Source organism: Actinopolymorpha sp. B11F2 (genome assembly GCF_040195635.1).
GTDB lineage: Bacteria > Actinomycetota > Actinomycetes > Propionibacteriales > Actinopolymorphaceae > Thermasporomyces.
The window spans coordinates 164195-185351 of sequence record NZ_JBEFTX010000011.1 but is presented as its reverse complement, the minus strand read 5'-3'; the positions used below and the strand labels follow the sequence as shown (position 1 = coordinate 185351).

Sequence of the window (21157 nt, the reverse complement as noted above, 5' to 3'; positions counted from 1 at the left end):
AACCGCCGCGGGCATGCTCAGCGTGGTGCGGCCAGTCGGCCACCGGGGCGTGGCCAGGTGCCGTCGACCACACCTGCCGCACCATCGAAGGTCAGCAGGCGCGTGTGCAGGCGTCGCAAGCTGGCCCGGGAGTCCCGCCGGAACTCGATGTACGCCCCAGCCGCCTCCATCGCGAACTCGGCGAACGTCCGTACCGCGGTGAGAACGGACCGCGTCGGCGCCGTTCCCAGCAAGGCAGCACGGGAGACCTGACCCGGGCCAGCGGACACCGTCGCCGCGAGGATCGCGGCCACCGCCGAGACAGCCGCCTGCCGGAGGCCGGTCCTGAACGACTCGATGGCGTCCGCCGACGTACGCAGGTGGCCGGCGATCTGGTGGCAGGTCTCCCGTAGGGACTCGAAACAGGTGCCCAACACGTCCTGGTGATAGGTCTGCAGCGCGTCGGCGGCTGGACCCTCCCAGGAGTCGAGAAGCCTCGTCACCGCTCCCGCGATCTCCGTCCGGCCTGTCGTCACCCGGGCGCCGAGCGATGCGCTCGCGGCTCCTTCGTACGAAGGGGCATCGGAGGTTCCGGAACCACCGTCCCAGTCCTGTGCCGCCGCGCGCAGGAGCCGAGCGTCCCCAGGCGTTACCACCATGTCCCGGGTCTTCGGCCACGCGGCCTGGACGGGATGTGGCAGCAGCTCGAGGTGCCGGTCGACCATCCACGCCATGAATCGCACGGGGTCGCCGTGCGGGTCGATCGCCTCGCCACGCCCGCGGCCGGCTGCCGGCATCGCGCCTTGCTCGCTCAACGCCCCTCCCCTAATCGTCGAGCTGGCGGCCGATGGTGTGCAGTTCCTCGCTTGCCTGGTCTTCCTGGTCCTGCCAGCGCCGGGCCGCGACATGAATCGTCGCCCCGATGTCATCGAGTACGACGCCACCGTCGCGCAGCAGGTCCGACGCCGAACGCCGAAGCGCGTCATAGGCGTGGGCGAGGTCGTCCTCGCCATTCTCGGGGTGTCCCCACGCCTCGACGGGAAGGTGCAGCGGTGCCTCGTCCAGGGACACGGCGAAGCGTCCCACCGTGCCGCCAACGTCGGCAAACGTCGACGCGGCACGCTTGAACGCGGCCAGGTCGACCGAGGTCTTGGCCACCGGTTCACCTCCGAGCTTTCCGACGTAGGTTAGGCGATTCGACGATTGCCGCGGGCGAGTCATCCACAGGAGCCGGGCGCGGACAAGCCGCTCGCTTCACGGCGCCCCTTGGAATTGGCCACCTAGGGCAGCCGCTTGCGGAGTTCGTCCATGCGGTGCCGCAACTGCGCGAGCTGTTCCTGCGCCACCTCCTCGATCGGCCGGTCCCCGGTGATTTCCGCGGCGAGTTCGCCGCGCCGCCGGGCCGCGGCCTCCTCGCCCTCACGGAGCGCCGCGACGAGCTCCTGGGCGAGCTGCCCTTCGGCGGTCTCAGTGGCATGGCGTGAGCGCACCTCGATGTCGATCAGCTCCCCCTCGCAGGTGAACTCGACGGCGACGCCGGTACGGACGTCACCGGTGCGGACGGTCTCGGCCGCGAGCTTCGCCATTACGTGCCGCAACGCGGGCACCGCCTCGGCGACCCACGGAAAGTCGACGAGCCTGCCGATCTCGGAAGCAGCGGGTAGTCCACCCATGGCGGCGGCGTGCATGCCGGCGTCGTGCAGGTCGGCGTCTCCCGGGTTGGCGTCGTGCGATCCGGCGCCGTGCGATCCGGTGTCGTACGGGGCCTCGTCGGTCGGGTCAACGAGGTACCGGTCGGCGTACCCCAGGCCAGCGGTCGCCAGGTCGAGGAAGTCCTGGTCGGTGAGGTCCATGCCGAGGTCGGGCAGATCTGGCTCTTCGCCGTAAGGATCCTCGCCGAGATCGATGAGGCCGGCATCGGCCGCCGCACTCGCATCCCTCGCACTCGCATCCCTCGCATCCCTCGTGGCCGCATCGCTCGGACCTGCATCGGGTGCGCCAGGAGCGACCGCCACCTCGGCCCCGGCGGCAGTCGACTGCGCAGGTGGGTTTAGTGAACCCGCTCGAGGGGTGTACAGGGACTCGGCAGCGGCGACGGCGTCCCGGCTCGCGCTCCGGTAGAGCCGCGCGACCTCGGTGTCGAGTGCCCGCGCCTGGATCGCCCGGGTCCAGTCCGGGTCGAGCGTGATGGCGTGGATCCGGGCGTGGCCGTCGACTGCGACGCGGACGGCGCCCCGGCCACCCTCCGCGGCGAACACCCGCGCGGCAAGGTGGGTTTCGAGGGCACGGAGCTGCTCACCGAACGCCGTGACGGCCGGAGCCGACGGCTGCGACCCGGCAGCGCCACGGTCGCTCCGGTCCGCACCCATGACGTGTCCCCCGATCACGGCCCTGCCCGTGGCAACGGCGAGCAAAATACCTGGCCAGGCGGGTCCGGTGTCAAGATCGTCCGTCCACCGATACGTCTTTGACATTCTCGTCCGGTGGCGCGCGGCCCCGTTCGGTGACCGGCGAGCACGCCGGGCAGCCCGTCCCATCCGGGAAACGCGACCGCGACACGCGCTAGCCGCATCTAAGGAAATCTACGGGTTTTGCTAGATGTGGACATACAGTCCGATCGTGGATCCCGTACGAAACCCCTATGCGCCGGGTGCGGGCCAGCGCCCGCCGGAGCTTGCCGGCCGCGACCGGGAGGTACGCCAGTTCGAGGTCGTCCTCGAACGCGTCGCCGCCGGCCGTCCCGAACGCAGCATGGTGCTCTCGGGCCTGCGCGGCGTCGGCAAGACGGTGCTCCTCAACGCACTGCGTTCCCTCGCGCTGTCCCGCGCCTGGGGCACCGGCAAGGTCGAGGCCCGCCCCGACCGGTCCATCCGGTTGCCGATCGCGCAGGCACTCCACGCCGCCAGCCGCGAGCTCGCGCCCCGGCACCGCGACCCCGAACGCGTCGACGAGTTCCTCGGCGTCCTCAAGGCGTTCGCGCTCGAGACGACGGCGAAGGACCGCAAGGGGGTGCGGTGGCGACCGCCCTATGAGGTGCCAGCCCTCCGTGGCCGCGCCGACTCCGGCGATCTCGAACTCGACCTGACCGAACTCTTCACCGCTGCCGGCGAACTCGCCCGTGACCTCGGCGTGGGTGCCGCCGTCTTCATCGACGAGATGCAGGACATCGCGCCGGACGAACTGGCGGCCTTGTGTGGTGCCTGCCACGAGATCAGTCAACGCGCGGCGTCGTTCATCGTCGTGGGTGCCGGCCTGCCGCACCTCCCGGCAGCGCTGTCGGCGAGTAAGTCCTACGCCGAACGCCTCTTCCGCTACGTCTCGGTCGACCGGCTCGAGCGGACCGCGGCTGACCGCGCGTTGACCGTTCCGGCGGCGACGGAGGACGTGGAGTACGAACCGGAGGCGCTCAACGCCCTACACGACGTCACCGACGGCTATCCGTACTTCGTCCAGGCGTTCGGCAAGGCCACCTGGGATGTCGCGCCGAGAAGCCCGATCAGCATCGACGACGTGAAGGTCGCCGCACCGGAGGCGGAGGCGGAGCTGGCGGTCGGGTTCTTCGGATCCCGGTACGAACGTGCGACACCCGCCGAGCGGGAGTACATGCGGGCGATGGCCGAGCTGGGCGCCGAGGTCGCGGACCATCCGGTGCCGACCGGCGACGTCGCCAGCATGCTCGGCCGCAAGCCGCAGAGCCTGTCGCCCGCGCGGGACTCCCTGATCAAGAAGGGCCTCGTCTACGCCGCCGAACGCGGAACGGTCGCCTTCACCGTCCCTCACTTCGGCGCCTTCCTGCGTTCGCAACACGCGTAGCCCTTTTGTCGTACGCCTCGACTGTCCGTCGTTCGGCGATCCCGCCATGGGTGCCTGCGGACGCCAGGTAGGCTCGCGCACGTCCCCGATCATTCGCACCGATGGCGAGGCCCAGGTACATGCGCTGTCCACGTTGTGGCTCTGACAACTCGGACGGCCCCCGCACCTGTTCTCGCTGCGGCATGACGTTGACGCCTCACCAGCAGACCGGTGGGCAGCCCGGAAACTGGGGGCAGGCAGGGATGCCAGGGCAAGCGGGCGCGGCGCAGGGCGGGCAGGGTGCGTGGGTGCCGCCCGCGTCGGCGCAAGCCGGTGGCGAATCGCGCGGCCATCCCCAGAGCGGTGGTGGCCAGCCGAACGAACCGCAGCCCCGGGAGCAGCCCCGTTCTGTCGGACCGTCCTGGACCCGGCCTCCCGCCCAACCGAACGAGTCACCGCCCTGGTCGGAATCAGACGACGCCGCCCCCTGGCAGACGCCACCCCAGCACGCCGCCTCACAGCGATGGACGACGCCGCGGCCTGGCCCGGATCAGCAGCCATCGGCGGCGCCGGCCGAACCGCCCCGACCCGCGTCGCGCTATCCCTGGGCGCTGTGGCGCATCCTCATCGTGGCGCTTCCCGTCGAGGCGGTGCTCGCGGCGGTCTACGGCATCTTCGCGCTCGCGCCGAGGCGGGGAGTCTTTGCCCAGCTGGCGGACGATCCAGCTGAGGTGACACGGGATGCGGCCACACAGAGCGACAGCATCAACCTCGTCCTGTTCCTGCTCGCCGGCATCGGTGCCCTCGTCGTGATCGGGCTGATGGTGGCGTGGCTGCTCCGGTCACGGCGTACGACCGAAGCGCCGTCGGCGTCGTTCAGCCCGGCGTGGTGGGTGGTCACCGCCCTCGGCTTCGCGGCGGTCGTGGTCGCGCTCGCGCTCCATGCGAACTCCGACCCCGGCCCGATCGCGGTCGGGTACGTGTTCATGGGCATCGGTGCGCTGCTGATCGCGGGCGCCTCCGCCTGGGCCATGCCGGTCGTACGCAAGGCAGGGCGGCAGGCCGCACAGGCGGCGGCCGATGCCGCCGCGTCCTCGGCGACGTCCTCTCCCTCGCCTTCCTAGGGCGCGTCTCGCCAGGGGCTGACCCCCTTCGCTTCTTGCCGCCACACCCACACAGCTTTTGTTGGATGAGCGGTTTCCCCATTCCCATGGGTGGCTGGCGTGAGGTGCCCCATCCCATGGGTGGCTGGCGTGAGGTGCCCCATCCCATGGGTGGCTGGCGTGAGGGGCCCCATCCCATGGGTGCAGGCGTGAGGGGCTCCATCCCATGCGTGCTGGCGTGGCGAGATCTCGCGTGCGAATATGTTGGACTCAGTCCAACAACTCGGGCTACGGAGGCCTCAGATGTCCGCTTCCTCCACGTCCACGGAACCGCAGTCAACGACCCAGGCGGAGGCAGTCCTCGCCGAACGGACCAGTGCTGTCCGGGCGTTCAACCGCTTCTACACAGGTCTGATCGGTGCGCTCGGGGGACGCCACCTTCATTCGCCGTACTCGCTGACCGAGGCCCGGATCCTCTACGAACTTGCCCGTGGCGGTCTCACCACGACTGCCGGCACCACCCCTGACGCAGCTGGCACCCCTGACGCAGCTGGCACCACTGACGCCGCCGGCACCACTGACGCCGCCGGCACCACTGACGTGCTCACCCTTCGGCGCGACCTCGACCTGGACGCGAGCTACCTCAGCCGGATCCTGACGCGGTTCGAAGCCGACGGCCTCGTACGCCGCGACCGCTCCGAAGCCGACGCCAGACGCCAGGTCGTCGCACTCACAGCCAAGGGACGGGCCGAGTTCGCGTCACTCGACGCCCGCGCCGCAGACGACGTACGACGCCTGCTGTCCGGCCTCGCCGAAGGTGACCAGGCCCGCCTGGCCACGGCCATGGGCGTCATCCGGGAGTTGCTCGGTCATGCGCCACGTCCGCCGGCGTACGTCCTCCGTTCGCTACGTCCCGGTGACCTCGGATGGGTCGTGCATCGCAACGCGGTGCTCTACGCCGAGGAGTACGGATGGGACGCCACCTACGAGGCCCTGGTCGCCCGCATCGTCGCGGACTACATCGACCATCACGATCCGGCCCGTGAGACCGGATGGATTGCGGAGATGGACGGCAACCCGGTCGGCGCGGTCTTCTGCGTACGCAAGGACGACGAGACCGCACAGCTCCGGCTGCTGCTGGTCGAGCCGGCGGCCAGGGGACTCGGAGTCGGCGGACGACTGGTCGAGGAGTGCGTGGGGTTCGCGGAGCGGGTCGGCTATCGACGGTTGGTGTTGTGGACCAACGACGTGCTCACCCAGGCGCGGCGGATCTATGAGCGGGTCGGGTTCCGGCTGGAGAAGGCTGAGGCCCACCACAGTTTCGGCAAGGATCTCGTCGGCCAGTGGTGGGGCCTGGACCTTCCTTCGGCGAAGTCCGCGAAGTCGCCCACCCGCTCCACTGAGGCGACGTGACCGCCCGCACCGCCAACGCGGACAGCAAGAGATCCCGGTCACCGAGGTAACCGGGATCTCTGGTGATGCTGTAGCTCGACCGAGGCACGTGACCTGTCGTAATCGGCCTACTGGAAGATGGTCTGGTTGGACCGCTCGGTCTCGGTGTAGTTCTGCTTGATGTTCTCGACGGCGGCGCCGAGCTGACCAAGCACATCGTTGAGCTCGCCAATCGCCTTTTCCCACTGGGCCTTGGCGTCGGTGTATGCGTCCCTGGCGCCGCCGTGCCAGTTGGCCAGCTTGGCTTCCAGCGCCTTCTCGAGGTCGTTGGTCTCGTCCTGGATCCCGCGGTAGGCCAGGCGCAGGTTGGCCTGCAGCTGGTCCAGCGCCGCTGGATCGAATCTGGTGAAGTCACTCATGAGGGTGAAACCTTCCGTGCAAGTTTGGGTGTGCAGGACACGTGCTCAAGGGGTCAGGTGGTGCCGCCGAGCAGCTCTTCGATCTTGTTGACGCCTTCCTGCTGCTGCTCTTCCGTCGCCTCGTAGCTCATCCGCGCGGCGCCCATCTTCTCGCGCAGATCGTTGAGCGCGTCGCCGACGACCTGGAGCTTCTGGTCGAAGGTGTCCATCACGCGGCCGAACGCCCTCGAGGCGTTGCCCTCCCACGTGCCGGCTGCCTCCGCCTTGTACTCCTGCAGCTTGCCCTTGATGCCGATGATGACGTCGAACGAATCGCCCACACGCTGGGCGGCTTCGGCCATCTCGGCTCTGTCTTGCTGACCTCCCACACCTACCTCCTCCGGTTAGCCCGACGGTGCCGGGCGCTGTCGTCGAGCGCGGAGCACTCGCATCGCTGCTGAGGGTGCCGGGGTTCCGCCGACCCGGATCCCCCCGTGCGGAACCACGGTTGGAGGTCGTTGTGCGGGTTTGGCACCCAACGCTGGACAACGCTAACGCGAATTGGGGTCTTTGCGTCAGCAGGTACCTCCGAGGTTGTGGATAACTCTCGTGAAGATCGTCCAGGGCTCCGGAGAGCATCGCGAGCTGCGCCCACCGAGCCACTGTCGGCACGCCCGCGGGCTCACCAACCAGCGCTGGCTCACCCACTCGGACCAGCTCACGGCTTGGCCCTTCACCCGCCTGCGCCACCCGCGGTTCCGGTGTCGTTCTGGTTGGCTGACGGGTCGAACGACGCCACCCGGAATGCGGCCTGCTTCGAGAGCGCGGGCCCCTCCGGGACCAGTCGGAGCAGCGACGACGGCACCTTCTCGGGTTCGATCCCGTCGAAGCCGAGCGCGTCCAGCGAAGCCTGGTCTGGCACCGGGAACTTCACGCCCTCGTCGGTGATGAGGAAGAAGCTCTCCGGCTCGACGTCAGGTCCTGGCTGAAGGCCGACGATCGCCACGCGGCCGGGCGGTACGACAACCCGGTCGATGGAGTTGCCCTGCGAGCCCTCGCCCTCATCTTCGACCGGTGCGGCAGGCAGTTCGCCTCCCATGGTGATGTGAACGCCTTCCCGCGAACCGCCGTACCACAGGCACACGGGTTCGTCCGTGGCCGTGCCGACCTCGGCGAGTCGTGGTGTCGTCGCAGGAAGGTCGGGCACCGCGATGCTCGGTGTCTCTGAGGCGGCGTTGTTGACCTCACTGATGGTGACATCGGTGGGCTCGTCCTGGTCCACGCCGTTGATCTCCGCCGCGCCTTCCCCGAACAACAGGTCGGCCTGCACCGCGGTGATCTCGGTCAGGCCGTCCGCGAGCATCACGTAGTAGGTGTCGGGGCTGTCCGAGTGGAAGACCTGGCCGATCCAGGTGGTCTCACCATTGACGAGAACGGTGCTTTGCTGGCGGCGACCGGGTACGACCGGGGCCGCGAGTGGCTGGCCCTCCTCGAGGGCGTCGAGCCAGGCCGCACCGACGGTGAGGGGGGTGCCCTGGTTCAGGTCCAGGCTCCGCAGGGCGTCGTCGTCGGTGGCGAGTCGCTTGCCGCGGTAGATGAGGAAGAGCGATCCGTCAGGCGATCGAACCACCAGAGCCTGGTCACCGATGGGCCGGGCGCCGAGGTCGCTCTCGGTCGCACCGATCAGCATGTCGACCTCGAGCTGTTGCGCGTCGTTCACCGTCCGCGCGGTGGAACAGGTCGTGAGTGGCTTCGACGTGACATTGTCCTTGCGGGGAACGGAGTTGGGCGCCAGCGGGATCCCGATCCGGGGTCCGCGGGGGACGTCGTCGAGCGATGCGCTCGCCACTCGGACCACTTTGGGATCCTTGCCCAGGATCAGCCGCGCGGACGTGTGGTTGAGCACCTCCACGAGCACCATGTCCTTCTCGTCGACCTCGCCGGTCGGGTTTGCCGGATCCGGCGCCTGCTGTTCACCACCCTGCTGTCCCGTTTGCTGGCCGCCGGAGGCGAGCGCGTCCTTGTGGAGGTAGAGGTAGATGCTGTTGGTGTCCTTGTCCACGATGAGGGTGTCGGCGGCCTGCTGCTTCCACTGGTCGGTGCGGGTGTCGGCGATCCAGCCGTAGAGAGCGACACCGGCACAGGCGAGGACGCCGACCATGATGCCCGCGAACGTCGATGTCGAGACCCGCCGCATGGGCTGCTCGAGCGCCTCTGGCTCGCTGCCGAGCATGGCGGCCAGAACCCGCCGAAGAAGGTAGCGATACGCCTGCAGCTGGTCCCGTCGGGTCTGCATCGTGGTCCCTCGTGATCGCGATCTGGAAGCGATGATGCCGTCACCGGCACGTACGCGACGACTACTGCCGGTGCCGGTGAGTGCCGGACTGCCGTGCACCCAACGAAACCCCGGTGCGAGGTGCCGCGGCGACCGGGAGCGTTTCCGTGGCGTGCGAGAGCGACACTACGATATGCCGGCGAGCCGGTGCCGGGTGCAGCGAGCGCCGCCGGCTGTCGGGGACGATGACCACGACACCCGCCTGGGTGTGCCGCGCCGCCGCGGGGCACGATTCGGAACCGCGGGACGTCGACGGGAGGAGGGCCACGTGTCCGCCGTGCGTGAGCAGCCCACAACCGGGCCGAGAAACTCGGCCCCCGCGCGTCCACGTCCGCCCGAGCGCCCACCGCGGCGTTCCGTCGTCCACATGAACCGGACCTACCCCGGCCGCCACATCGGCCCCCTGCCGCTCGCCCCCGTCATTGCCTGGCAGGTCGCCATCGGCGTCGGGCTGACCGCGTTCGCCGCGGGCGGGCCCTGGATCCTGGCCGGTGCGATCGCCGTCCTCGTGGTCGCCGTGTTCACCGTCGTGTGGTGGAACGGCAGGCCGCTGTGGCGGTGGATCCGTGTCTGGGCCGCGTACCGCCGCAGGAACTTCCGGGCCGAAGCCGGTCCGCCGAGCGACCCCGCGATGGCACCGCTGCGCGAGTGGCTGCCCAGGTTCGAACTCGCCTCTGTCGCTGGCCGGCGTGGTGGTCGTTCCGTTGGTGTGGCCCATGACGGTTCGGGCTATGTCGTGCTGCTCGGCCCGGACCGCGAGGACCTCATCGCGTCCGCCGACCCGGTCAACATTCCGCTCCGCGCGCTCGCCAACCTCGGCGAGGCGGAGGGGATCCGGTTGGCCTCGGCCCAGCTCGTCATCCGTACGCTGCCGGCGCCCGCCCCGACACTCGGGCCCTACGGCGCCCAGCTGGGCGCCTCGTACGCCGAGATCAGCACCGGCGACACCCCGTCGGTGATGTCGTGGTGGGTGGCGCTGCGGCTGGAACCCGCCACCGGCGGCACGTCGGCGACCCTGGACGGCACCGACCACGACGCTGTTCGCCGGGCCCTCCGCGCCAGCGTCGGCTGGGCGACCAAGGTGCTGTCGTCGTCCGGTCTGCCGTGCCGGCCGCTGGAGGAGAGCGAGGTGCGGGAGGTCCTGACGCTCTCGATGAGCGTCGACCCACACCATGTGCCGAGCGCACGCCGCGACCGGCGTACGAAGGAGACCTGGCGCGGCTGGACCTGTGACGGCGTGTCCCACGTGACGGGCTGGCTGCGCCACTGGCCGCGGTCCGGGCCGCCTACGCTCGCGAGCGTCCTGGCCGCCATGGCCGGGCTTCCCGTCCTGTCGGCCACCGCTTCGTTGTCCTTCACGTGGCCGTCGGACCACAGCGTCCGGTGCTCGTCGTTCGTCCGGGTGTGTTCCACCGACGCCAAGGCCGCGCGGACGGCGTTCCGGCAGCTGTCGAGGGCGGCCGGGCAGTCGAAGATCTCCGTCACCCGCCTCGACGGCGAACAAGTGCCCGGACTTCTCGCGACCATCCCGATGGGAGGCGGTGCCCGGTGACCCTCACGCCTTCGGTGCAGGCGCACGAGACGAGTATCGACGCGCTCGGTGACCTCACCCTCACCCTTCCCCCGGCAGGTCTGGTGCTCGGGTCCGGCAACGCCGGTTCCCTCGTCGTCCGTCTGTTCCGTAGCGACCCTGTCCGCATCTGCGTCGTCTCGGTCGGCCAGCTGGCCCAGCTGATCGCCTACCGCGCCCTCGCCGTCGGGGCACACGTCACCGTCGTCACCGACGCGGTGGCGGCCTGGGGACGCCTCGTGTCGGCCGTGCCGCGCGGACCGTCCTGGCTGACGGTCCTGCCCACCGGTGCCCGGGTGACGGCGTCGGGAAGCCTCGCCCGGCCCTCGCTCGTCGTCGACGCGACCCGCGACCATCAGGCGTTGCCGCGATGGGAGCAGGGCGACTGGCAGACGTTCGTGTCGGTCCAGGCCAATCTCGAGGTCTCTGACGAGGCCCGGTTGCGGTCTTACGACCTGCTCATCAGCCAGCGGCTCGAACCCGCCGCGGCCGAGCTGGCCAGGCGAGGATTCGGCCTCGCCAAGGACCGGGCGAGCTGGCTCACCCAGATGCCACCAGGTGTGGTGGCCGTGGCCGCGGCGGGCCAGCTGTCCTTCGGCCAGTTGAGCCTCAGCACCATGGAGCAGCGACTCTTCGTCTCCTGAGCCACGGCCGGGGTCCGGTGCCGTGCGTCCCGGGTGTGGCGCCGTGCACGCGCGGTTCAGGCTCAGTCTCGGACGACGCTGCGTCGTGTCGCTGGGCGAGGCTCAGCCGAAGAGGCTGAGAATGCCGGAGTAGACCCCGACCGCGCCCATCGCCAGCGGAACGACCGTCAACAAGACGACGACCTCGAACAGGTCAGCGGCCCGCGCCCAGTACGGCGACAGCCGCCGGCCCGGGACGCTCACAGCCCATGCACCGAGCCCGCCCGCGAGCAGCAGGCCGGGCAGTCCGCCGGCGAGAAGCACCAGCAGGGCGTCGCCGTCGGACGCCAGCCGGAAGGCCACGAGCGCCGCACACAGGACACCGCCGGCCAGGAGCCACCGGCGGTGCGTACGGCCGCGGAAGTGTCGCGACCTCAGGAACATCGCGAGGCCGGCCACTCCGGTGAGGGCGGGACCGAAGACCCCTTCGGCCTGGCTGAGGAAGACACCGCCCGCGACGCAGATGAAGGTGGACGCCGCCACCATGGCGGCGACCAGCTTGTCGGCGGTGATGGCCTGCTGGAGGACGGTCGGTCCGGGAAGGACGTCGGTCTGCCGCCGGAGTTCCTCCGCGCTCGTCGGGAGCTGGGGCAGCGGCAGCTGGGCCAGCCGCGCACACAGGGTTGGCAGGAAGGGGACCGCGCCAAGCGCGAACGTCACGGCGATGCCCGCGGCGGGGACCGCCGCGGCGTCGGAGATGAGGACCGCCGCACTGGTGAGTACGCCGACGAGGGCCACGGTGGCGGCCCCGAAGAAACCGTCCCAGCTGGCGACGATGCCGATCCCGGCGATGGTGGACATGAGCAGGACGAGTCCCGAGGCGAGCAGCATCTGCGCCGCGCCGAACGCATCGATGCCGACCTGTCCGCCGAGTGCGACGAAGCCGCCGACACCGGCGTAGCCGACGCCGAACGCACCGACCAGTGCGCCGACGGTGGCCTGTCCGAACGCCCGGGACATTGCCGCGCCGGTGCCCACCATGATCACCGAAGCGACGAGGGTGACGATGCTGGGCAGGATCCACGGTGGGCCGCTCTGCAGCACCACGACGGCGCCGAGGAGGAAGAACGCGGCGGCCACCGCGAGCGCGGAGGACCGGGCGTCGGACGGCTGCCACGCCGCCCGCCGCTCGCGGGTGGCCACGGCGATGGCGTCGGCCACATCGTCGAAGGCGAACTCGGGGATGGCCGTCTCGCGGTGCCGCAGGTGCAGCACGTCGCCGTCGCGCACGCCGAGGCCGGACAGCCGTAGCGACGGATCGAACGCCGACTCACCGAGCCGCTGCAGCACCCATCCGCCGCGCAGGAACGCCGGATCGTCCGGGTTCTCGCCGGCGTACTTCAGCAGGGTCGGCAGCAGATCCGAGAGCGGGGTGTCGGTCGGCAGTGCGAGGTCCATCCGCGTTCGCGGTGCGACGACGGTGACCCGGCAGAGTTCGACGCCGCTGTTCGCCTCCACTGTTGATCTCCTCACCCGTGTCGAGCACTCTGGAACTGACGATCCGCGAGATTACCCACATCGGGGTGAAGCGGGCGCGTCTGGTGCATCGTTAGCATTCTCCAAGAGACGGTGCGGAGCGGGGACGCCGGTCGGTCTGGCCGGGCGACCGCCCCTCCCGCGCGAACTCCCAGGTACGTCAGGGCGTGCCTGACACAACCCGACAGATGGCAAGCCGTACCGCCGGTAGCCGGCCGGACTCACCTCGGCCGAGCGCACCGGCACGTCGGATCACAGACAGGGCCGAAGCGAGGTCGCGCAATGAGCACAGTGCTCCACCGCCGCACCGGGCGCAAGCCGCCGCCGGCGATGCCCAAGGGCGAGGTGCTCTTCGAGTCACCGCCAGAGCTGCCGGAGGTCACGCCCGGCGGCGCCATGCAGAAGATGTTCGGCATCCTGCCGATGCTCGGCGGTGGCGCCGTCATGGCGTTCATGATGACCAGCAACGTCGGTGGCGGCGGCAACAGCATGCGGATCATGATGAGCGGCGTCATGGCCGTCTCCATGGTCGGCATGTACATCGGCCAGCTCGGCGGTGGTGGCAAGGGTGCCGAACGCAAGCACCAGATCAACGGAAGTCGCCGCGACTACCTTCGCTATCTCACCCAGCTCCGCCGCCGGGTCCGTACCGCCGCCAACCGGCAGCGGGAGGCGCTGGAGTGGCGGTACCCCGACCCTGACAGCCTGTGGACCCTTCCCCTCAACCGTCGGCTGTGGGAGCGCCGGGCGACCGACAACGACTTCGCCCACGTCCGCGTCGCACGGGGCGCCCAGCGGTTCGTCCTGCGACTCATCAGCCCGGAGACCAAGCCGGTCGAGGACCTCGAACCTGTCGCGGCGGGGGCGCTTCGCCGGTTCATCCAGACCTACCGCACCGTTCCGGACGTGCCCGTCGCCGTCAACCTTCGTGCGTTCGCCCATCTCCGCATCGACGGTGAGCCCGAGCCTGTCCGCGGCCTGACCCGGGCCATGCTGGTGCACCTGGCGGGCCTGCACGCGCCCCACGAGATGGTCATCGGTACGTGCCTCGCGCCGGACCGCCGGGCCGAGTGGGACTGGGTGAAGTGGCTCCCGCACGCCCTCCACCCGGAGAACACCGACGGGGCCGGACAGGTCCGGTTCGTCGCGGCCTCGCTGTCCGAGCTCGAACGCCTGCTGTTCGACCAGATCGGCAACCGCCCGCTCTTTTCCGCCAACGCCAAGCCGCTGGCCGACCAGCCGCACATCATCGTGGTGATCGACGGCGGACACGCCAGCCATGACTCGAAGTTCCTCAGTGCCCCGCTGCAGGGCGTGACCGTGATCGACGTCTCCGGCAACGCCGTACGCCGGTTCGGCGACGGCGTCATGCAGCTGCGCGTGACCGCCGACGAGCTCTTCCACGTCACCACCGACCCCGACGGTACGCAGCACGAGAGCCAGCTCGGGCGTCCGGACGAGTTCACGATCGCGCAAACCGAGTCCTTCGCGCGGCAGCTGGCACCGCTCAGGTCGGTCCAGGCCGGCGGCTCGGTGGCGGTCGAGGAGGAGGAAGAGGTCGAGGAGGAGCAGGCCCAGCACGAGCTCGAGCTGATGAGCCTGCTGAACATCCCCGACGCGTACCAGCTCGACCCTGAGGTCGTGTGGAAGCCACGGCCCCGGCACGAGCGGCTGCGGGTGCCGTTCGGCCTCACCCCAGAAGGCCAGCCCGTCGAGCTCGACATCAAGGAGTCGGCGCAGGGCGGCATGGGGCCACACGGCCTGGTCATCGGCGCCACCGGATCCGGGAAGTCCGAGGTGCTGCGTACCTTCGTCCTCGGTCTCGCGGTCACCCACTCGCCCGACTACCTCAACCTCGTGCTGGTCGACTTCAAGGGTGGTGCGACGTTCCTCGGGCTCGACAGCCTGCCCCACGTGTCGGCGGTCATCACCAACCTCGAGGACGAGCTGATCCTGGTCGACCGGATGCAGGACGCCCTCGCCGGTGAGATGAACCGCCGGCAGGAACTGCTCCGCGACGCCGGTAACTACGGTTCGCTGCGCGACTACGAAGAGGATCGCGCCAAGGGCAAGCCGCTGGACCCGATGCCGACGCTGTGGATCGTGGTCGACGAGTTCAGCGAGCTGCTGTCGGCGAAGCCGGAGTTCATCGAGCTGTTCGTGATGATCGGCCGGCTGGGTCGAAGCCTCGGCGTCCACCTGCTGCTGGCCTCGCAGCGACTGGAGGAGGGCAAGCTGCGCGGCCTCGACACCCACCTGTCCTACCGGGTCGGTCTGCGGACCTTCTCCGCCGGTGAGAGCCGGGTCGTGCTGGGTGTGCCCGACGCGTACGAACTTCCGCGTGAGCCCGGTGGCGGCTACCTCAAGGTCGGTACGGAGGGGCTCGTCCGGTTCAAGGCCTGTTACGTCGGTGGCATCTACCAACCTCCCAGCCTGGCAGCGGCCGCCCAGAAGAAGCCGGCCAAGCCGGGCGAGCGGCGCTGGATGCCGCAGATCACGGCCTACACCACCGACTACGTCGAACCCAACATCGTCGAGGTCCCGGCCGAACCCGAGCTCGACGAGACGCAGACCCAGATCATCGCCCAGACGCAGGTGATGCACGAGCCGAAGGTCCTCGTCGACCTGGTGGTCGAACAGCTCCAACGCATGGGTCGCTCCGCCCACCAGGTGTGGCTCCCACCGCTCAACGAGTCCGCGACGCTCGACCAGCTTCTTCCCGGGCCGCTCGAGGTCACCGAGGAGCACGGCCTCACCGTGAAGTGGGAGGGGCGCGGCACGATGGCCGCGCCGGTGGCGCTGGTCGACAAGCCCTATTACCAGCGGCGTGACCCGATGTGGCTGGACCTGTCCGGCGCGGGCGGGCACGTCGGCATCGCGGGAGGTCCGCAGAGCGGCAAGAGCACGCTGCTGCGGAGCCTGATCGCGTCGTACGCCCTGACCCACCGGCCCGACGAGGTGCAGTTCTACTGCCTCGACTTCGGTGGTGGCACGCTGCCATCGATGCTGGGCCTGCCGCACATGGGTGGCGTCGCGACCCGGCTCGACGCCGATGCCATCCGGCGCACGGTCGGCGAGATGACGACACTGCTGGAGCAGCGTGAGCGGGCGTTCACCGACGCTGGTGTCGACTCCATCGCCACCTACCGGCGGTTGCGCCGCGAGGGTCGGATCGCACCGGACCGGTTCGCCTCCGACGTCTTCCTCGTCGTCGACGGCTGGGGCACCGTGCGCGGTGAGCACGAGGCGATCGAGGCGACGTTGACCCAGATCGCCGCGCGTGGTCTCGGTTTCGGCATCCACCTCATCGCCACGGCGAACAAGTGGTCGGAGTTCCGGATGGCGATCAAGGACCTCATCCAGACCCGGCTGGAGCTCAAGGTCGGTGACCCGTACGACTCTGAGATCGACCGAAAGGCCGCCGTCAACGTCCCAGCCAACCGGCCGGGGCGCGGGTTGTCGCCGGAGAAGCTGCACTTCCTGTCCGCACTGCCACGGATCGACGGTGAGTCCAACCCGGAGCTCCTTGCCGACGGGGTCAAGGCGATGTGTGACGCGGTTTCCCAGGCGTGGCAGGGCCCGCCCGCACCTCCGGTCCGGCTGCTGCCCGAGGAGCTGCCGTTCGAGACGTTGCCGACGGTGGGTGCCGACGTGCGTCCCGGCGTACCCATCGGCATCGACGAGGACGAGCTCGCTCCCGTCTATCTCGACCCGGCCGACGAGCCGAACCTCGTCGTGTTCGGCGCGACGGAGTGCGGCAAGTCCAACCTGCTCGATGTCATCGCCCGTGGTGTCGTGGCGCGGAACACCCCCCAGCAGGCGCGGCTCATCATCGTCGACTACCGGCGTTCGTTGCTGGACTCGGTGAGCGGTGACCACCTGATCGGGTACGCCGCGTCGTCCGATGCGGCGACCTCTCTGCTGAAGGATGTCGGTGCGGCGCTGCGCAAGCGGCTGCCCGGGCCGGACGTGACGCCCGACCAGCTGCGTAACCGGTCGTGGTGGACGGGTGCGGACCTCTACATCATCGTCGACGACTACGAACTGGTCGCCACGTCGTCCGGCAACCCGCTCGCCCCGATCGCCGACCTCGTGAGCCAGGCGAGCGACATCGGTCTGCATGTGATCATCGCGCGTGGGTTCGGCGGTGCCGGCCGGTCGATGTACGACCCGGTCGTGCAGCGGATCCGCGACATGGGCAACCCGGGTCTGATCATGTCCGGTAACCGGGAGGAAGGTCAGCTGTGGGGCGGTGTCCGGGGCGCACCGCTCCCGCCCGGACGAGGCACGCTGGTCAGCCGCCGCTTCGGCACCAAGCTGATCCAGACGGCCTACATCGCGAAGGAGCGCTGAGCGCGCCACGGGGCGGACCAAGGAGGGCGCGCGCCGTCGGCGGGAGCGGCGTCGCCTGTCGTCGCCCCGCCGCGGCTTTCATGCTGGGTGCCGGTCGGGGGCTCGGGTTCGGCGGGTGCGGTTTCGCGTCAGGTCTGGGTCTGCGGTCGTTCCTGGCTCGGCTGCCAGCTGCGGTCGCGGCCGCGCCGGTAGGTCGCGACCGCGCCGAGCGTGATGACGGCAAGGCCGACGGCGGTTCCGCTCACGATGAGGGCGACGTCGCGGGCCGTGGTGTCCGGACCCGTGTCTGCGGCAAGCGGCTTGATCCCGGCCTCAGGTGTCGCGGGGGCCGAGCTCGACTCCGGCAGGATGGCGGTGACGGCTTCGTAGGGGTTGACGACGCCATATCCGAGGCCTTCGGCCGGCAGGTCGGCTCCGGGGTGGTCGGCCGTGAGTTGCAGCCGGCGCTTCACCTGGAGCGGCGTGAGCTGCTTGTCGTACGCCTCCAGCACCAGCGCCGCCGTCCCTGACACGAACGGTGCGGCGAAGCTGGTCCCGTCGTTGTCGTTGCGGGTATGACCCTGGATCGGAGCGGGTCCCGTGACCCCCACGCCCGGCGCGGCCACGGAGGCAGGGACCGAGGTGGTGGTGAACGGTGCCAGCGTGCCGTCCTGGTTCGTCGCACCCACGACGATGAGGCCTTCGAAGCCCGGCTTGCGGGCGAGCTCGGCGGGCCACCTCTTGGCGTTGTCTTCGGCGCCGGTGTTGCCGGCCGCCGTGACCACGACGATGTTGTTGTCCAGGGCCCGCTTGATGGCATCGACCAACGCGGGGAACTCGTTGTCGGCGAGGACGGAGACGTTGATGATGTCGACACCCTGGTCGACGGCGTAGTTGATCCCGTCGGCCAGCGTGCCCGCCGATCCCTCGTCGAGCGAGTTCGTCACCCGGACCGGCAGGATCTTGGCGAAGGGTGCGATGCCCTGAAAGTTCGTGTCGTCGGCCGGGCGGGCCGCGATGATGCCGGCGATGAGGGTGCCGTGTCCGTCGCAGTCCACCGTGGCCGACACGCCGTCCCCGACAAGGCTCCCTCCGTTGTCCTGGTCGACCACGCCACCGTCGAGCTCAGGGCCGTTGAGTTGCGGGTGGGACGCCCACACGCCGGTGTCGACCACGGCGACGGTGACCTCGCGACCGGTCGCGAAGGTGTGCACGCGGTCGAACTGCAGCCGCGCCTGCGCCCAGGGCGTCTCCGCGATCGAGTTGCTCGGGCGCGGCTGCTGTTGACAGAGTTCGGCGAGCTGACCGCGGCGGATGGGGGCACGGGGCAATCCGGCGCCGGCCTCGACGGCGCCCGGCGCCCGCGCCACCGTTGAGGTGGGCTGGGCGGGCCCTGCCAGGGCGGGAGCGGCGGGCAGCGCGGCGACGGCTACAAGCGCCAGGAGGAAGCCGGCCGCTCGGGTCGATTGCTTTCTCGCGCACCTCACAGTGGGCGAGAGTACCCGGATTGGGTGGATGCGCCGGATCGGCGGTAGCCACTGGTGAAGCGTCCAGTTCCGGCCGCGTGGGAAACCAGGTCGGCGGGCGAAGGTTCGACATGGTGGGACCGACAGGGGACCTCGGGCCCTGTCCTCCCCTGGACGGCCCCGGCCATGGTCGAAGTGTTTCCCAACGTGCCAGGAAGGGAAGCAAAGCGTCATGCCTGCGCAGGTTCGTGCGTTGTCAGGGTGTCGCGAGCGGAGGTCGAAGGAGAAGGCGTGACTGTGGCTCCCGTCGAGAGTTCGGCGACTTCCACGGCGTTGATGCTGCCCTTCGAGGTGGCGAGTGCGCGCAGGGCCCGGCGCAGGCTTGGTGCAGACCTGCGGCTCGCCGGCGTCTCCCCCGAGGATGCCCATGACGCACTCATCGTCCTGAGCGAACTCGTCGGCAACGCCCTTCGGCATGCCCGCCCGCTGCCCGCGGGGACGCTACGGGTCCGCTGGACGCGGCGGTCGGCCGAACTGGAGGTGGCCGTCACCGACGGAGGGGGTGCGACGTACCCGCGCAACCTGGACCTTCCCGCCTCGGCCCTCGGCGGCCGGGGCCTTGCCATCGTCGACCAACTGGCCGAGAACTGGGGCGTACGCCGAGAGCCGGACACGACCACCGTCTTCGCGGTTCTCTCCCTCGACACCGCGGACGCACGCGGGCGGTGACGCGAGTGGTGCACTGACGCGTCGTTGCCCGTCCCGCCTGTCGCTCCAGGCGTGCCAGATTTGTGGCGATCAGGGACCATGGAGACGTGGGACCTCGCGATCGCGGTGCCGACCCGTTGCCGACCTTTCTCTTCGACGGTGACTGCGGGTTCTGCACCCGCAGCGCACAGCTGATCAAGCGGTGGATCCCCACCTGTGCCGACGTCGTGCCCTGGCAGCGCGTTGACCTCGCCGCCCTGGGCGTCACGCGTACGCAGGCCGAGCACGAAGTGGTGTGGATCGGTCCTGACGGCCGGATCGATGGGGGCGCCCAGGCGATCGCCGGTCTCCTGCTCGATGCGGGTGGCATGTGGCTGGTACCCGGTGCCGTGATCCGGATTCCGCCGTTCCGCTGGCTCGCCCAGCTGGTCTACCGCGTCATCGCCGTGAACCGGTACCGACTGCCGGGCGGTACGCCGGCCTGCGCACTTCCCCCCAGGGACGGCGCCGCCCCCGGCGGGCTCCGAGCGTCCCGGCGAACGGGCCCCTCGGACGCGTGATCCGGTCCATCCGCGGGGCCAGCGCACCACTGCACTGCGTACGACAGGAACCCACCCACTGTGCCACGCCTTTCGTCGCATGGTGGGAATGTCTGGATTTCCGTCATCTATGGAACGAAATGGATGCTCGGCGACGTCTATGGGACTGTTTGGACAAACAGCGTTCCTCGGGGCGGGCATCGGGATGCGGGAAACGCGCGGTTGATCGGAGAGCCGTTGACTCGGCCGGAAAGGGAGCAGGAGCGATGACCGCCACGGTGGACTCCACCGCACTCGCCCGCTGGGAATCTCTCGCCTCGGACTACGACGTCCCCTGGGCCGACCTGCTGCTCATCGCCCTCAACGTCTACGGGATCCGCACACCCGCGGGCTCCCGCGTCCGGATCGACCTTCGCCTGCCGACCGAGCCGGAACCGCGTCTCATCGTCGTACCGTCCGGGCGCCCGGATTCGCCCTTCGAACTCGTCGGCGACGTACTCGTGGTCGAGGGGCGCACGGTGGCCGACGTCGAACGGGTGGTCGCCGACGACGCGGTGCCCGGCTACCTACGCTGTTGGGACGGTGAACGTTGGCGCGCCGCGACCCTGAACCCCAACTCCCGCAGCCGCTGCACCGGATGCGCGTTCTGTCCCACGACGCTCGAGGACGCGGTTGACCCGCGCCTGCGGCTCGACGACGAGATCGCGGCCCTCCTCGCCGGTCTCGCGGCCGAACTGCCGCCCGGCGGGTCGCTCGCGGACCTGACCGAGGTCACGATCTCCACCGGTTGCTTCCACACCGAGGCCGCGGCGCTCGATCATCTGCGTACCGTCCGGCGGGTTCTCTCCGACCACGGCATCCACCCCCGGATCGGGCTGCTCAGCTCGGTGCTGCGCAGCCAGGAGGCGTTCGACGCGATCGCCCGCGAGGTGGGTCCGTTCCTGCTCTACCTCACCGCGGAGTGCACCTCCCGGCGCGACATCCTGCTCAAGGAGAGCAAGGCCAGCCTGCGCCCGGAGGAGATGCCGGCGCTGCTCGCGAGGGCGCGCTCCGCCGGGCTCGACACGTCGTTCACCTATGTGGTGGGTCTTGATCCGTACGTCGAGATGCGCGACTTCCTGCGACGGCTGCTGCCACAGGTGAGCGTCTTCCCCTCGATCCAGGTCTACCAGTCGCACACCCCGCTGATGGACGTCCTGCGGTCGCCGGACGCGACGGACCTGTCGTACTACCTCCGGATCCGGCGGGAGGTCGAGGACCGCGGCAGCGTCAGCAGACTCGTACCGGAGCGCTGGCGCTGCTACCGGCCGCTCTGGTACACGACGTACGCCGGGCTGCCGCTCACGGGGCCGAGCCGATGACGCGGGTGGCTGCGCGTACGCCG

17 protein-coding genes are annotated in these 21157 nt (G+C 69.9%); 9 read left to right on the top strand and 8 right to left on the bottom strand.

Going from position 1 to position 21157, the window contains the following annotated elements; translation table 11 throughout:
* Positions 1-17: 17 nt before the first annotated feature.
* From ABN034_RS20580 to ABN034_RS20570, 3 genes are all read right to left on the bottom strand, one after another.
* Positions 18-794, bottom strand: coding sequence for a hypothetical protein (locus tag ABN034_RS20580; protein WP_349692607.1), 777 nt, complete (start codon positions 792-794; stop codon positions 18-20).
* A 10-nt stretch (positions 795-804) separates the two neighbouring features.
* Positions 805-1137, bottom strand: coding sequence for a hypothetical protein (locus ABN034_RS20575; protein WP_349692606.1), 333 nt, complete (start codon positions 1135-1137; stop codon positions 805-807).
* Positions 1138-1259: 122 nt separating this feature from the next.
* Entirely contained in the window at positions 1260-2348 is a 1089-nt protein-coding gene (locus ABN034_RS20570) for a YbaB/EbfC family nucleoid-associated protein (RefSeq protein WP_349692605.1), read from the bottom strand.
* Between the two features lie 250 nt (positions 2349-2598).
* Here ABN034_RS20570 and ABN034_RS20565 point away from each other — a divergent pair, with 250 nt between their 5' ends.
* The 3 genes from ABN034_RS20565 (at position 2599) to ABN034_RS20555 (ending at position 6287) form a co-directional block, all read left to right on the top strand.
* Positions 2599-3792 (top strand): DUF8462 domain-containing protein, encoded by a 1194-nt coding sequence (locus ABN034_RS20565; RefSeq protein ID WP_349692604.1) that lies wholly within the window; start codon positions 2599-2601, stop codon positions 3790-3792.
* Between the two features lie 608 nt (positions 3793-4400).
* Positions 4401-4895 (top strand): Asp23/Gls24 family envelope stress response protein, encoded by a 495-nt coding sequence (locus ABN034_RS20560; protein WP_349692603.1) that lies wholly within the window; start codon positions 4401-4403, stop codon positions 4893-4895.
* Positions 4896-5177: 282 nt separating this feature from the next.
* Complete coding sequence (locus tag ABN034_RS20555) at positions 5178-6287, top strand: bifunctional helix-turn-helix transcriptional regulator/GNAT family N-acetyltransferase (RefSeq protein WP_349692602.1); 1110 nt, start codon at positions 5178-5180, stop codon at positions 6285-6287.
* 107 nt (positions 6288-6394) lie between these two features.
* Here the strand turns inward: ABN034_RS20555 and ABN034_RS20550 are convergent, their stop codons facing one another.
* The 3 genes from ABN034_RS20550 to eccB all read right to left on the bottom strand — a co-directional run bounded on the left by ABN034_RS20550 (position 6395) and on the right by eccB (position 8960).
* Positions 6395-6685, bottom strand: a complete 291-nt coding sequence (locus tag ABN034_RS20550) for a WXG100 family type VII secretion target (protein WP_349692601.1) — start codon at positions 6683-6685, stop codon at positions 6395-6397.
* Between the two features lie 53 nt (positions 6686-6738).
* Positions 6739-7026: a WXG100 family type VII secretion target gene (locus ABN034_RS20545; RefSeq protein ID WP_349328394.1), complete on the bottom strand. Its 288-nt coding sequence runs from the start codon at positions 7024-7026 to the stop codon at positions 6739-6741.
* A 371-nt stretch (positions 7027-7397) separates the two neighbouring features.
* On the bottom strand, positions 7398-8960 hold the full coding sequence (eccB, locus tag ABN034_RS20540) for a type VII secretion protein EccB (protein ID WP_349692600.1): 1563 nt from the start codon (positions 8958-8960) through the stop codon (positions 7398-7400).
* 406 nt (positions 8961-9366) lie between these two features.
* On the opposite strand from eccB, the gene eccE reads away from it, so the two are divergent.
* Positions 9367-10551, top strand: coding sequence for a type VII secretion protein EccE (gene eccE, locus ABN034_RS20535; protein ID WP_349692599.1), 1185 nt, complete (start codon positions 9367-9369; stop codon positions 10549-10551).
* The gene (locus ABN034_RS20530; RefSeq protein WP_349328391.1) at positions 10548-11213 is read left to right on the top strand and encodes a hypothetical protein; all 666 of its coding nucleotides are present in this window, start codon (positions 10548-10550) and stop codon (positions 11211-11213) included. Before eccE ends, ABN034_RS20530 begins: the two co-directional genes overlap by 4 nt.
* Before the next feature lie 102 nt (positions 11214-11315).
* Here the strand turns inward: ABN034_RS20530 and eccD are convergent, their stop codons facing one another.
* Complete coding sequence (eccD, locus tag ABN034_RS20525) at positions 11316-12710, bottom strand: type VII secretion integral membrane protein EccD (RefSeq protein ID WP_349692598.1); 1395 nt, start codon at positions 12708-12710, stop codon at positions 11316-11318.
* 300 nt (positions 12711-13010) lie between these two features.
* On the opposite strand from eccD, the gene eccCa reads away from it, so the two are divergent.
* On the top strand, positions 13011-17081 hold the full coding sequence (gene eccCa, locus ABN034_RS20520) for a type VII secretion protein EccCa (RefSeq protein WP_349692597.1): 4071 nt from the start codon (positions 13011-13013) through the stop codon (positions 17079-17081).
* Positions 17082-17209: 128 nt separating this feature from the next.
* Here eccCa and ABN034_RS20515 read toward each other — a convergent pair whose 3' ends face one another.
* Positions 17210-18547, bottom strand: a complete 1338-nt coding sequence (locus ABN034_RS20515; RefSeq protein ID WP_349692596.1) for a S8 family serine peptidase — start codon at positions 18545-18547, stop codon at positions 17210-17212.
* Positions 18548-18817: 270 nt separating this feature from the next.
* Here ABN034_RS20515 and ABN034_RS20510 point away from each other — a divergent pair, with 270 nt between their 5' ends.
* The 3 genes from ABN034_RS20510 (at position 18818) to ABN034_RS20500 (ending at position 21134) form a co-directional block, all read left to right on the top strand.
* Positions 18818-19255, top strand: a complete 438-nt coding sequence (locus ABN034_RS20510; RefSeq protein WP_349692595.1) for an ATP-binding protein — start codon at positions 18818-18820, stop codon at positions 19253-19255.
* Positions 19256-19341: 86 nt separating this feature from the next.
* On the top strand, positions 19342-19794 hold the full coding sequence (locus ABN034_RS20505; RefSeq protein WP_349692594.1) for a thiol-disulfide oxidoreductase DCC family protein: 453 nt from the start codon (positions 19342-19344) through the stop codon (positions 19792-19794).
* A 245-nt stretch (positions 19795-20039) separates the two neighbouring features.
* A complete protein-coding gene (locus tag ABN034_RS20500) occupies positions 20040-21134 on the top strand; it encodes a hypothetical protein (RefSeq protein ID WP_349692593.1) in 1095 nt (364 codons plus the stop codon).
* Positions 21135-21157 lie beyond the last annotated feature (23 nt).

Bases quoted from the DNA above. Each gene is read 5' to 3' on its own strand.
- ABN034_RS20570 (WP_349692605.1), bottom strand. From the start codon at position 2,348: ATGGGTGCGGACCGGAGCGACCGTGGCGCTGCCGGGTCGCAGCCGTCG.
- ABN034_RS20555 (WP_349692602.1), top strand. From the start codon at position 5,178: ATGTCCGCTTCCTCCACGTCCACGGAACCGCAGTCAACGACCCAGGCG.
- ABN034_RS20550 (WP_349692601.1), bottom strand. From the start codon at position 6,685: ATGAGTGACTTCACCAGATTCGATCCAGCGGCGCTGGACCAGCTGCAG.
- ABN034_RS20545 (WP_349328394.1), bottom strand. From the start codon at position 7,026: ATGGCCGAAGCCGCCCAGCGTGTGGGCGATTCGTTCGACGTCATCATC.
- eccB (WP_349692600.1), bottom strand. From the start codon at position 8,960: ATGCAGACCCGACGGGACCAGCTGCAGGCGTATCGCTACCTTCTTCGG.
- eccE (WP_349692599.1), top strand. From the start codon at position 9,367: ATGAACCGGACCTACCCCGGCCGCCACATCGGCCCCCTGCCGCTCGCC.
- eccCa (WP_349692597.1), top strand. From the start codon at position 13,011: ATGAGCACAGTGCTCCACCGCCGCACCGGGCGCAAGCCGCCGCCGGCG.
- ABN034_RS20500 (WP_349692593.1), top strand. From the start codon at position 20,040: ATGACCGCCACGGTGGACTCCACCGCACTCGCCCGCTGGGAATCTCTC.